This is a genomic window from Actinoplanes sp. NPDC026623, from assembly GCF_040638275.1.
Lineage (GTDB): Bacteria > Actinomycetota > Actinomycetes > Mycobacteriales > Micromonosporaceae > Actinoplanes.
On the sequence record NZ_JBEZXZ010000118.1, the window covers coordinates 16,288 to 27,937 of the forward strand.

The 11,650-nt window shown below is 72.8% G+C and carries 10 protein-coding genes and 1 riboswitch; of the genes, 9 read left to right on the forward strand and 1 reads right to left on the reverse strand.

Annotated elements, in window-relative coordinates:
• Positions 1–84: 84 nt before the first annotated feature.
• From AB0F10_RS28760 to AB0F10_RS28790, 7 genes are read left to right on the forward strand one after another with little or no spacing between them, the layout of a single operon-like run.
• Positions 85–2,115, forward strand: a complete 2,031-nt coding sequence (locus AB0F10_RS28760) for a bifunctional aldolase/short-chain dehydrogenase (protein ID WP_360631705.1) — start codon at positions 85–87, stop codon at positions 2,113–2,115.
• Positions 2,112–3,524 (forward strand): rhamnulokinase family protein, encoded by a 1,413-nt coding sequence (locus AB0F10_RS28765; RefSeq protein ID WP_360631708.1) that lies wholly within the window; start codon positions 2,112–2,114, stop codon positions 3,522–3,524. The genes AB0F10_RS28760 and AB0F10_RS28765 overlap by 4 nt, the downstream gene beginning before the upstream one ends.
• 1 nt (position 3,525) lies before the next feature.
• Complete coding sequence (locus AB0F10_RS28770) at positions 3,526–4,266, forward strand: (Fe-S)-binding protein (RefSeq protein WP_360631711.1); 741 nt, start codon at positions 3,526–3,528, stop codon at positions 4,264–4,266.
• On the forward strand, positions 4,263–5,693 hold the full coding sequence (locus AB0F10_RS28775; protein WP_360631714.1) for a lactate utilization protein B: 1,431 nt from the start codon (positions 4,263–4,265) through the stop codon (positions 5,691–5,693). The genes AB0F10_RS28770 and AB0F10_RS28775 overlap by 4 nt, the downstream gene beginning before the upstream one ends.
• Positions 5,690–6,295 (forward strand): LUD domain-containing protein, encoded by a 606-nt coding sequence (locus tag AB0F10_RS28780; protein WP_360631717.1) that lies wholly within the window; start codon positions 5,690–5,692, stop codon positions 6,293–6,295. Before AB0F10_RS28775 ends, AB0F10_RS28780 begins: the two co-directional genes overlap by 4 nt.
• Positions 6,292–7,710 carry an L-fucose/L-arabinose isomerase family protein gene (locus AB0F10_RS28785; RefSeq protein ID WP_360631720.1) on the forward strand — a complete coding sequence of 473 codons (1,419 nt, stop codon included), beginning with the start codon at positions 6,292–6,294 and terminating at the stop codon, positions 7,708–7,710. Before AB0F10_RS28780 ends, AB0F10_RS28785 begins: the two co-directional genes overlap by 4 nt.
• 13 nt (positions 7,711–7,723) lie before the next feature.
• Positions 7,724–8,482 carry an aspartate/glutamate racemase family protein gene (locus AB0F10_RS28790; RefSeq protein ID WP_360631723.1) on the forward strand — a complete coding sequence of 253 codons (759 nt, stop codon included), beginning with the start codon at positions 7,724–7,726 and terminating at the stop codon, positions 8,480–8,482.
• Here AB0F10_RS28790 and ahcY read toward each other — a convergent pair.
• Positions 8,409–9,869, reverse strand: coding sequence for an adenosylhomocysteinase (gene ahcY / locus AB0F10_RS28795; protein ID WP_360631726.1), 1,461 nt, complete (start codon positions 9,867–9,869; stop codon positions 8,409–8,411). The two genes, AB0F10_RS28790 and ahcY, sit on opposite strands and share 74 nt — an antisense overlap.
• A 17-nt stretch (positions 9,870–9,886) precedes the next feature.
• Positions 9,887–9,967, reverse strand: a riboswitch (S-adenosyl-L-homocysteine riboswitch).
• 167 nt (positions 9,968–10,134) lie between these two features.
• On the opposite strand from ahcY, the gene AB0F10_RS28800 reads away from it, so the two are divergent.
• On the forward strand, positions 10,135–10,458 hold the full coding sequence (locus AB0F10_RS28800; protein WP_360631729.1) for a YciI family protein: 324 nt from the start codon (positions 10,135–10,137) through the stop codon (positions 10,456–10,458).
• A 4-nt stretch (positions 10,459–10,462) separates the two neighbouring features.
• The coding region (locus AB0F10_RS28805; protein WP_360631732.1) for a sigma-70 family RNA polymerase sigma factor at positions 10,463–11,650 on the forward strand (1,188 nt) is incomplete at its 3' end.

Sequence of the window (11,650 nt, forward strand, 5' to 3'; positions counted from 1 at the left end):
CTGGGTATTGACCGGACCCGGGTTCGGCCCGTAATCTTTCCGCAATGTGTGAAACGTTTCAGGCGAGCCGGCGGAGGATGCGTCATGCCTAACCCCGCGGTCAGCGACCTCCTGGCCCGCAGCAACCGTCTCGGCGCCGACCCGCGCAACACCAACTACGCCGGCGGCAACACCTCGGCCAAGGGCACGGAGATCGATCCCGTCACCGGCGCCCCGGCCGAGCTGCTCTGGGTCAAGGGCTCCGGCGGCGACCTCGGCACGCTGACGGAGTCCGGCCTCGCCGTCCTGCGGCTCGACCGGCTGCGGGCGCTGACCGAGGTCTTCCCTGGCGTCGAGCGCGAGGACGAGATGGTCGCCGCGTTCGACTACTGCCTGCACGGTCGCGGCGGCGCCGCCCCGTCGATCGACACGGCCATGCACGGCCTGGTGGACGCGCCGCACGTCGACCACCTGCACCCGGACGCGGGCATCGCGCTGGCCACCGCCGCCGACGGCCCCGCGCTGACCAAGGAGATCTTCGGCGACCGGGTGCTCTGGGTGCCCTGGCGCCGGCCCGGATTCCAGCTCGGTCTCGACATCGCGGCGGTGCGGCGGGCCAACCCGCAGGCCGTCGGCGTGATCCTCGGCGGGCACGGGATCACCGCGTGGGGCGCCACCGGCGCCGAGTGCGAGGCCAACTCCCTGGAGATCATCGAGACCGCCGCGGCCTGGATCGCCGCGCACGGCCGCGAGGCGCCGTTCGGCCCGCTGATCCACCGGCCCCTTCCCGATGCCGTACGCCGGGAGCGCGCCGCCGCCCTCTTCCCGATCGTCCGGGGACTCGCCTCGACCGACCGCGCCCAGGTCGGCCACTACACCGACAGCGAGGTCGTCCTCGATTTCGTCGGGCGCGAGCGGATGCCCGCGCTGGCCGCGCTCGGCACCTCCTGCCCGGACCACTTCCTGCGCACCAAGGTGAAGCCGCTGGTGCTCGACACCGCGCCGGACGCGCCGCTCGCGCAGGTCGAGGCCCGGCTCCGGGAGCTGCACGCGGCCTACCGCGAGGACTACCGCGCCTACTACGAGCGGCACGCGCTGCCGGACAGCCCGCCGATGCGCGGCGCCGACCCGGCGATCGTGCTCGTGCCCGGCGTCGGCATGTTCAGCTTCGGTGCCGGCAAGCAGACCGCCCGGGTGGCCGGCGAGTTCTACGTCAACGCCATCAACGTCATGCACGGCGCCGAGTCCGTCTCCGCGTACGCGCCGATCGACGAGGCCGAGAAGTTCCGGATCGAATACTGGGCCCTCGAGGAGGCCAAGCTGCGGCGGATGCCCCCGGCGAGGCCGCTGGCCACCCGGGTCGCGTTCGTGACCGGCGGCGGCTCCGGCATCGGCCGGGCGATCGCGCTGCGGCTCGCCGCCGAGGGCGCCTGCGTCGTCGTCGCCGACCGTTCGGTCGAATCGGCCACCGCGGTCGCCGCCGAGATCGGCGGCCCGGACGCGGCGCTGGCCGTCGACGCCGACGTCACCTCGCAGGACGCGGTCGCCGCGGCGCTGCGGGAGGCCGTGCTCGCCTTCGGCGGGGTGGACCTGATCGTCAACAACGCCGGGCTGTCGGTCTCCAAGCCGCTGCTCGAGACCACCGAGGCCGACTGGGACCTGCAGCACGACGTCATGGCGAAGGGCTCGTTCCTGGTCGCCAAGGCCGCGACGGCGGTGATGATCGCGCAGGGCCTCGGCGGCGACATCGTCTACATCTCCAGCAAGAACTCGCTCTTCGCGGGCCCGAACAACGTCGCGTACGGTGCGGCGAAGGCCGACCAGGCGCACCAGGTCCGGCTGCTCGCCGCCGAGCTCGGCGGCCACGGCATCCGGGTCAACGGCATCAACCCCGACGGCGTGGTACGCGGCTCCGGCATCTTCGCCGGCGGCTGGGGCGCCAAGCGCGCCGCGGTCTACGGCGTACCCGAATCGGAACTCGGCGCCTACTACGCCCAGCGCACCCTGCTCAAGCGCGAGGTGCTGCCGGAGCACGTCGCCAACGCGGTGTTCGTGCTGACCGCCGGCGAGCTGTCGCACACGACGGGCCTGCACATCCCGGTGGACGCCGGGGTGGCGGCGGCGTTCCTGCGGTGAGCGTCTTCGCGGCGGTCGACCTCGGCGCGTCCAGCGGGCGCGTCATGGTCGGCCGCGTCGAGGCCGGCGCCGTCTCGCTGACGGCGGTCAACCGCTTCGCCAACGAACCGGTGCGGATCGGCGCGACGCTGCACACCGACGTGCTCGCGCTGTACCGCGGTGTCCTCGAGGGACTGCGGCTGGCCGGGCCGGTCGACGGCATCGGCATCGACTCGTGGGCGGTGGACTACGGGCTGCTCGACGCGACCGGTGCGCTGCTCGGCAACCCCGTGCACTACCGCGACGCCCGCACCGACGGGGTGCCGGAGCGGGTCGCCGCCCTGATCGGCGAGGACAAGCTGTACGCGCTGACCGGCCTGCAGAAGCAGCCGTTCAACACGATCTACCAGCTCGTGGCGGCGGCGGATACCCCGCAGCTGGAGGCGGCCCGGCGGCTGCTGCTGATTCCGGACCTGCTCGCGTACTGGCTGACCGGCGAGGTGGGCGCCGAGTTCACCAACGCCTCCACGACGCAGCTGCTGGACCTGCGCGCGGGCGGGTGGGCGGGCGAGCTGATGACCTCGCTCGGCATCCGGCCCAGCCTGTTCCCGCCGCTGCGGGCGCCGGGCACGGTCATCGGCCCGGTGCGGGAGGCGATCGGCATCGGCACGCCCGACGTCATCGCGGTCGGCTCGCACGACACCGCCTCGGCGGTGGTCGGCGTCCCCGCCGCGGGACCGGACTTCGCCTACATCTCCTGCGGCACCTGGTCGCTGGTCGGCGTCGAGCTTCCCGCGCCGGTGCTGACCGAGGCGTCCCGGCTGGCCAACTTCACCAACGAGGGCGGCGTCGACGGGACCGTGCGCTACCTGCGCAACGTCATGGGGCTCTGGCCGCTGCAGGAGTGCCTGCGGGAGTGGGGCTCGCCGGATCTGCCGGCCCTGCTGCGCGAGGCCGCCGCGGTGCCCGCCTTCCACGCCGTCGTCGACCTCGACGACCCGGTGTTCCTCCCGCCTGGCGACATGGCCGGCCGGCTCACCGCGGCGAGCGGGCGCGGCGCGTTCGCGTCGCCGGCCGAGGTCGTCCGGTGCATCATGGACAGCCTGGCGCTCGCACACCGGCGTGCGGTGCGCCAGGCCCAGCAGCTCTCCGGACGGCACGTCGACGCGGTGCACATCGTCGGCGGCGGCGCCCGCAACGAGCTGCTCTGCCAGCTCACCGCCGACGCCTGCGGGCTGCCGGTGCTGGCCGGCCCGGTCGAGGCCACCGCGCTGGGCAATGTGCTCGTCCAGGCGCGGGCGGCGGGAGCGATCGACGGTGGCCTTCCCGCGCTGCGAGCCTTACTGCGGGAGAATCAGCAGATCGTGCGCTACGATCCGCGCGGCGACGGGGCGGCGTGGCGGTCGGCCGAGCGCCGGTTGGAGGCCTGACATGCGCATCGCCTTGTTCGTGACCTGTCTGGCGGACACGATGTTCCCCGACGCGGCCAAGGCGACGGTGCGCCTGCTGGAGCGCCTCGGCCACGAGGTGGTCTTCCCCGAGGCGCAGACCTGCTGCGGGCAGATGCACATCAACACCGGCTACCGGCGGGACGCGCTGCCGCTGGTCCGGCGGCACGTGCGGACCTTCGCGCCGTACGACGTGGTGGTCGCGCCCTCCGGATCGTGCGTCGGATCGGTGCGGCACCAGCACGCGGACGTGGCCCGCTCGGCGGGCGACGAACCGCTGGCCGCCCGCGCCGACGACCTCGCCACGCGGACCTACGAGCTGTCCGAACTGCTCGTCGACGTGCTCGGGGTCGAGGACGTCGGCGCCTACTACCCGCACCGGGTCACCTACCACCCGACCTGCCATTCGCTGCGGATGCTCCGGGTCGGCGACAAGCCGCTGCGCCTGCTGCGCAACGTACGCGGGATGGAGCTGCTCGAGCTGCCCGCGGCCGACCAGTGCTGCGGCTTCGGCGGCACGTTCGCGCTGAAGAACGCGGACACCTCGACCGCGATGCTCGCCGACAAGATGCGGCATGTGCTCGACACCGGCGCGGAGGTCTGCGCGGCCGGCGACTCGTCCTGCCTCATGCACATCGGCGGCGGCCTGTCCCGCCTCGGCGCCGAGGTCCGGACGGTGCACCTCGCGGAGATCCTCGCGGCTACGGAGGAGGGCACGGCGTGAACACCTTTCTTGGCATGCCGACGACGGCGCCGCGCGGCGTCGGGAACCTGCGCGGCGAGGAGTCGTTCCCCGCGGCGGCGCGCAAGGCGCTCGGCGACCAGCAGCTGCGCCGCAACCTCGGGCACGCCACCAACACCATCCGGGCCAAGTCCGGCGCGGTCGTCGCCGAGCTGCCCGACTGGCAGGAGCTGCGCTCGGCCGGCTCGGCGCTGAAGGCCGACACCATGGCCCGGCTGCCGGAGCTGCTGCTGCAGCTCGAGGAGAACGTCACCAAGGCCGGCGGGGTGGTGCACTGGGCCGCGGACGCCAACGACGCCAACCGGATCGTCACCGAGCTGGTCCGGGCCACCGGCGAAAACCGGGTCATCAAGGTCAAGTCGATGGCGACCCAGGAGATCGGGCTCAACGAGGCGCTCGCCGCCGCCGGGATCGAGCCGGTCGAGACGGACCTGGCCGAGCTGATCGTCCAGCTCGGACACGACCGGCCCAGCCACATCCTGGTCCCGGCGATCCACCGCAACCGCGCCGAGATCCGCGAGATCTTCCTGCGCGAGATGCCCGGCGTCGACCCGGCGCTGACCGATGATCCGGTGGTCCTGGCCGGTGCCGCCCGGCGCTACCTGCGCGAGACGTTCCTCAACACGAGGGTCGCGGTCTCCGGGGCGAACTTCGCGATCGCCGAGACCGGGACGCTGGCGGTGCTGGAATCGGAGGGCAACGGCCGGATGTGCCTGACGCTGCCCGAGACCCTGATCACCGTCATGGGCGTCGAGAAGCTCGTGCCGACCTGGCAGGACCTCGAGGTGTTCCTGCAACTGCTGCCGCGCGCGTCGACCGGCGAGCGGATGAACCCCTACACGTCGATGTGGACCGGGGTGACGCCCGGCGACGGGCCGCAGAGCTTCCACCTGGTGCTGCTCGACAACGGCCGCAGCGCGGTGCTCGCCGACGAGGTCGGCCGCCAGGCGCTGCACTGCATCCGGTGCTCCGCCTGCCTCAACGTCTGCCCGGTCTACGAGCGGACCGGCGGGCACGCGTACGGGTCGGTGTATCCGGGTCCGATCGGTGCGGTGCTGTCGCCGCAGCTCACCGGCGTGGAGGACAACGCCTCCCTGCCGTACGCGTCGTCGCTCTGCGGCGCCTGCTTCGACGCCTGCCCGGTGAAGATCGACATCCCGACGATCCTGGTGCACCTGCGCGGCGAGCACGTCAAGGCGAGGCGGCGGCCGACGCCGGAGTCGATCGCGATGGCCGCGGCGGCGTACACGATGGACCGGCCGAAGTTGTTCGCGGCCGCGCAGCATGCCGCGCGCCTGAGCCGGTTCGCCGGGCGGCGCCTGCCCCCGCCGTTCAACGGCTGGACCGCGAGCCGGGACCTGCCGAAACCGCCGGCGGAGACCTTCCGCGACTGGTGGGCGAAGCGATGAGCGGCCGCGAGCTGGTGCTGGGGCGGATCCGGGCCGCGCTGGGCGCCGGCGGCGCGCCGGCGGCGGCCGAGATCCCGCGCGAGTACTCCCGCGGCGTCCGCCCGGTCGACCTCGGCCTGTTCGTGGAACGGCTGGAGGACTACCGGGCCGTCGTGCACCGCGGCGTCGCGATCGCGGACACCGTGGCCGCCCTGGCGCCCGGGCCGCTGGTGGTGCCGCCCGGCATCGACCCCGCCTGGCTGCCCGCCTCGGTGGAGGTGCTGCCCGACGACGACCTGAGCGCGGACACCCTCGCCGTCGCCGGCGGAGTGCTCACCGCCGCCACCGTCGCCATCGTCGAGACCGGCACCATCGTCCTGGACGGCTCGCCCGATCAGGGCCGCCGGATCGTCTCGCTCCTGCCCGACCTGCACATCTGCGTCGTCCGCGCGGACCAGGTGGTGGCCTCCGTGCCGGAGGCGCTCGCCCGGCTCGACCCGCGCCGGCCGCTCACCTGGATCAGCGGCCCGTCCGCGACCAGCGACATCGAACTCAACCGCGTCGAGGGCGTGCACGGCCCGCGCCGCCTGCACGTCATCCTTGTGGAGGCGGTGGAGCAATGACCGAGATGCAACCCCGACGGCGGCGCAGGACCCGGATCGGCCTGGTCGCCGGCGGCCTCGGCGCGTACTGGCCGCAGTTCCCCGGCCTGCTGCCGCAGTTGCAGGAGTCCGCCCGCTACGTCTCGCAGCGGTTCCAGGACATGGACGCCGAGGTGACCGACGTCGGCTTCATCTCGGACGCGCAGGAGGGCGCTGCCGCGGCGGAGCGGCTGCGGCGCGCGGACTGCGACCTCATCGTGCTGTTCCTGACGACGTACCTGACCGCGTCGATGGTGTTGCCGATCGCCCGGCGGGCGAACACCCCGGTGCTGGTCATCGACCTGCAGCCGACCGAGAAGATGGACCACGCGTCGTTCGGCACCGGCGCCTGGCTGGCCTACTGCGGGCAGTGCCCGGTGCCCGAGATGGGCAACACGTTCCGCCGGGCCGGCATCGAGTTCCGGTCGGTCTCCGGCTGGCTGCGCCAGGAATCGGCCTGGCGGCGAATCGGGCAGTGGATCCGCGCCGCACACGTCCGCGCGGCGCTGCGGCACGCGCGGCACGGGCTGATGGGCCACCTCTACCCGGGGATGCTCGACGTCTCCACCGACCTGACCCTGCTGCCGGCGACGTTCGGCTCGCACGTCGAGGTGCTCGAGTTCGACGACCTGCGGCAGCGGGTGGAGAAGGTCACGGAGCCGGAGACCCGGCAGCGGATGGAGCTCGCCCGGGAGACCTTCACCCTCGACGATTCGGTACGCGAGGAGGACTTCGCCTGGGGCGCGACGGTGTCGGTGGCGCTGGACCGGCTGGTCGACGACTTCGAGCTGGACAGCATCGCCTACTACCACCGCGGGCTCGACGGCGAGCAGCACGAGCGGCTCGGCGCGGGGATGATCCTCGGCGCCTCGCTGCTCACCGCCCGGGGCGTACCGGCCACCGGCGAGTACGAGCTGCGCACGACGGTGGCGCAACTGGCGACGCAGGCAGTCGGTGCCGGCGGCACGTTCTGCGAGCTGCAGGCGCTGAACTTCGAGGACAACGTGGTGGAGATGGGCCACGACGGCCCGGCCCACCTGGCGGTCGGCGACCGCGACCCGCTGCTGCGCGGCCTCGGCGTCTACCACGGCAAGCGCGGCTGGGGCGTCAGCGTCGAGGTCGACGTCCGGTCCGGCCCGGTCACCCTGCTGGGGCTCGGCCAGGACCGGGACGGCTCGCTGTCGTTCATCGCCGCCGAGGGCACGGTCGTGCCCGGCCCGCTGCTGGCGATCGGCAACACGACCAGCCGGGTCGACTTCGGCCGCGACCCGGGCGAGTGGGTCGACGACTGGAGCGCCTCCGGCGTCGGCCACCACTGGTCGCTGTCGCTGGAGCACCGCGCCGCCGACTACCGGGCGGCGGCGAGCCTGCTGGGCATCGAGTTCCGCCAGGTCTGAGGCATGCTTGGGGATGACCACGATCGGGTTCCTGCACACCGCCGACGCCCACGTGCCCACCTTCCGGAAGCTGACCGCTGAGCTGGCGCCCGGCGTGCGCGATCTGCACGTGGTGGACGCGCGGCTGCTGGCGGACGCGGGTGAGCGCGGGGTCGACGCCGACGTCGCCGAGCGGCTGGGCGAGCGGCTGCGCTCGCTGGCCGCCTCCGGGGCGGATGTCGTGGTGTGCACCTGCTCGACCCTCGGCGGGCACGCGGAGCTTGTCCCGGTGGGGGTGCCGGTGCTGCGCATCGACCGCCCGATGGCCGAGGCGGCCGTCGCGGCCGGCGGGCGCATCGCCGTGGTCGCCACGGTGGAGTCGACCCTCGCGCCGACCCGCTCGCTGCTGCTGGAGTGCGCGGCCGGCGCGCCGGTGGAGATCGTGGACGCGCCCTGCCTGGACGCGTGGGCGCTCTTCGCGGCCGGCGACCTCGAGGGCTACGCGCGGCGGGTGGCGGCGCACTGCCGCGGGCTGGACGCGGACGTGATCGTCCTGGCCCAGGCCAGCATGGCTCCCGCGGCCGAACTTCTCGCGGACCTGGCGACGCCGGTCCTGACCAGCCCGCGCGCGGTGGTCGGCCGGGCGGCGGCGCTGGCCGGCGCCGGGAACGAAACAGCCCAGGTCACACCCGTACGGGAGCGACCTGGGCCGCGATCGATCAGTAGCGGTAGTGGTCCGGCTTGTAGGGACCCTCGACCGCGACGCCGAGGTACTCGGCCTGCTTCTTGGTGAGCTCGGTCAGCCGCACGCCCAGGGCGTCCAGGTGCAGACGGGCGACCTTCTCGTCCAGGTGCTTCGGGAGCACGAAGACCTGCTTCTCGTATTCGCCCGGCTTGGTCCAGAGCTCGATCTGGGCCATGACCTGGTTGGTGAACGAGTTCGACATCACGAAGCTGGGGTGCCCGGTGGCGTTGCCCAGGTTCATCAGGCGGCCCTCGGAGAGCACCAGCACGGCGTGCCCGTCCGGGAAGCGCCACTCGTGGACCTGCGGCTTGACCTCGACCTTTTCGATGCCGGGGACCTTGGCCAGGCCGGCCATGTCGATCTCGTCGTCGAAGTGGCCGACGTTGCCGACGATGGCGTTGTGCTTCATCGCCGCCATGTGCTCCGGCGTGATGATGTCCTGGCCGCCGGTGGTGGTGATGAAGATGTCGGCCTCGGAGACGACGTCCTCGATCCGGACGACCTGCATGCCGTCCATGGCCGCCTGCAGCGCGCAGATCGGGTCGATCTCGGTGACGACGACCCGGGCGCCCTGGCCGCGCAGCGTCTCGGCCGAGCCCTTGCCGACGTCGCCGTAGCCGCACACGACGGCGAGCTTGCCGCCGAGCATGACGTCGGTGGCGCGGTTGAGGCCGTCGACCAGCGAGTGGCGGATGCCGTACTTGTTGTCGAACTTGCTCTTGGTGACCGCGTCGTTGACGTTGATCGCCGGGAAGAGCAGCTCACCCTCCTTGGCCAGCTTGTAGAGCCGGGCCACACCGGTGGTGGTCTCCTCGGTGACACCGCGGGTGTCGGCGGCGATCCGCGTGAAGCGCTGCGGGTCCGACGCCAGGCTGCGGCGCAGGGTGTCGAGGATGATGGTGAACTCGTGGTGGTCGTCCGCGGTGGCCTGCGGGACAGCGCCGGCCTTCTCGAACTCGACGCCCTTGTGCACGAGCAGGGTGGCGTCACCGCCGTCGTCCAGGATCATGTTGGGGCCCTGGCCGTCGGCGAAGTTGAACAGCTGCTCGGTGCACCACCAGTACTCCTCCAGCGTCTCGCCCTTCCAGGCGAAGACCGGGGTGCCGGTGGGGGCCTCGACGGTGCCCTCGGGGCCGACGACGATCGCCGCGGCGGCCTCGTCCTGGGTCGAGAAGATGTTGCAGGAGACCCAGCGGACGTCCGCACCGAGCGCGACAAGCGTCTCGATCAGCACGGCGGTCTGGATGGTCATGTGCAGCGAGCCGGCGATGCGGGCGCCGCGCAGCGGGAACTGGCCCGCGTACTCGGTGCGCAGCGACATCAGGCCGGGCATCTCGTGCTCGGCGAGGCGCATCTGGTGGCGGCCGAAACCGGCCAGCGACAGGTCGGCGACGGCGAAGTCGAGGCCGTTGATCTGCTGAAGTCGATCTGACATGAAGAAGGGCACCCCCTATTAAGGAGGCGCCCTTGCGTCGTCTTTGGTCCTCGGCCGAGCGTGGCGGACCGTGGTCCGTCGCAGCGCCTCTCGGCCGGGCCAACCCATCATAACGTCGCCGTCTCAAGATCGCCTCTTCTCGTCGGTCGTACGGACGATGGTGAGCTGCGGCACAGCCGAACCCGGAAATTGTTCGGCCGGAGCTGTCCGGAGCCCGTCGCCCGTTCGTCACCGTGGTGAGATCACGAAACAAGGGAGCGCTGAGATGAAGTACATGATGTTCGTCTGCACCGACACCGAGCCCGAGACCGACGAGTCCCAGGTGCCCGACATCGACGTGTGGGTGGCGGAGAACGACGCCGCGGGGCGCCGGGTGCAGGGCAACATCCTCGGGTCGCCCGCCGCGGCCACCACAGTCCGGGTACGCGGCGGCGAACTGCTGCTCTCCGACGGCCCGTTCGCCGAGACCAAGGAGTTGATCGTGGGCTTCGACATCCTCGAGTGCGCCGACCTGGACGAGGCGATCGAGGTCGCCCGCACCCACCCGATGGCCTGGAACGGCCGCGTCGAACTGCGTCCGTTCGCGTGACGCGATGACCGGGGCCGGTGAGGCGATCGCCGAGGCGGGCGCGCAGTCGCGCCCGCGGATCGTCGCGGCGTTGATCCGGATCACCGGTGACTGGACGCTGGCCGAGGACTGCGCCCAGGAGGCACTCGTCCTCGCCCTCGAACGCTGGCCGCGAGACGGGGTTCCGGCGAACCCGGGCGGATGGCTGATGACGGTCGCGCGCAACCGTGCGATCGACGTGCTGCGGCGCGCGACCGTCGAACGCCGCAAGCGGGAGGAGCTGGCGCTCCTCCCATCCTCACCCGGAGGGGTCGAGCGGGAGGGCGTCGTTGACGACCGGTTGCGGCTGATCTTCACCTGCTGCCATCCCGCGCTGCACCTCGAGGCGCGGGTCGCGCTGACGCTGCGGACCATCGCCGGGGTGCCGACCGGCGACATCGCGCGGGCCTTCCTGGTCACCGAGTCCACCATGACCCGGCGGCTGACCCGGGCCAAGACGCGGATCGCCGAGGCCGGGATCCCGTACCGGGTGCCGGCCGGGGCCGCGCTTGTCGAGCGGCTGCCGGGGGTGCTGGCGGTGCTCTATCTGCTCTTCACCCGGGGCTACGACGCGGACGGCGAGCCCGCCTTCGCCGACGAGGCGATCCGGCTCGCCCGGCTGCTGGACCAGCTCATGCCCGGCGAGCCGGAGATCCGGGCGCTGCTCGCGCTGTTTCTGCTGCAGCACTCGCGGCGTGCCGCCCGCCGCGACGACGCGGGCGAGCTGCGCACGCTCGACCGGCAGGACCGGTCCCGGTGGGATCACGCGGCCATCGCCGAGGCGCTGACGCTGCTGCCGTCGACCGGCGGCCAGTACGCGCTGCAGGCCCGCATCGCCGCCTGCCACGCCCGGACGCCCACCGACTGGCCGGCGATCGCCGGGCTCTACGACGAGCTGGTGCGGCTGCTGCCGTCGCCGGTGGTCGCGCTGAACCGGGCGGTGGCCCACGGGTACGCGTTCGGCCCGGACGCCGGGCTCGTGCTGCTCGCCGCGGCCCGCGCGGGCGGCGGCCTCGACGGGTACCCGTACGCGATCGCCGCCGAGGCCGACCTGACCGCGCGCGCCGGTGACGTCGACGCCGCCGTGACCCTCTTCGAACGGGCGGCCGCGGCGGCACCCTCCGAGCCGGAGCGGCGGGCCCTGCTCGCCCGCGCCGAGGAGCTGACCGGTCCG

What these genes read in the sequence shown, in the direction of transcription:
- AB0F10_RS28760 (WP_360631705.1), top strand. Translation starts at nt 85, where the DNA reads ATGCCTAACCCCGCGGTCAGCGACCTCCTGGCCCGCAGCAACCGTCTC.
- AB0F10_RS28770 (WP_360631711.1), top strand. Translation starts at nt 3,526, where the DNA reads ATGCGCATCGCCTTGTTCGTGACCTGTCTGGCGGACACGATGTTCCCC.
- AB0F10_RS28780 (WP_360631717.1), top strand. Translation starts at nt 5,690, where the DNA reads ATGAGCGGCCGCGAGCTGGTGCTGGGGCGGATCCGGGCCGCGCTGGGC.
- AB0F10_RS28785 (WP_360631720.1), top strand. Translation starts at nt 6,292, where the DNA reads ATGACCGAGATGCAACCCCGACGGCGGCGCAGGACCCGGATCGGCCTG.
- AB0F10_RS28790 (WP_360631723.1), top strand. Translation starts at nt 7,724, where the DNA reads ATGACCACGATCGGGTTCCTGCACACCGCCGACGCCCACGTGCCCACC.
- ahcY (WP_360631726.1), bottom strand. Translation starts at nt 9,869, where the DNA reads ATGTCAGATCGACTTCAGCAGATCAACGGCCTCGACTTCGCCGTCGCC.
- AB0F10_RS28800 (WP_360631729.1), top strand. Translation starts at nt 10,135, where the DNA reads ATGAAGTACATGATGTTCGTCTGCACCGACACCGAGCCCGAGACCGAC.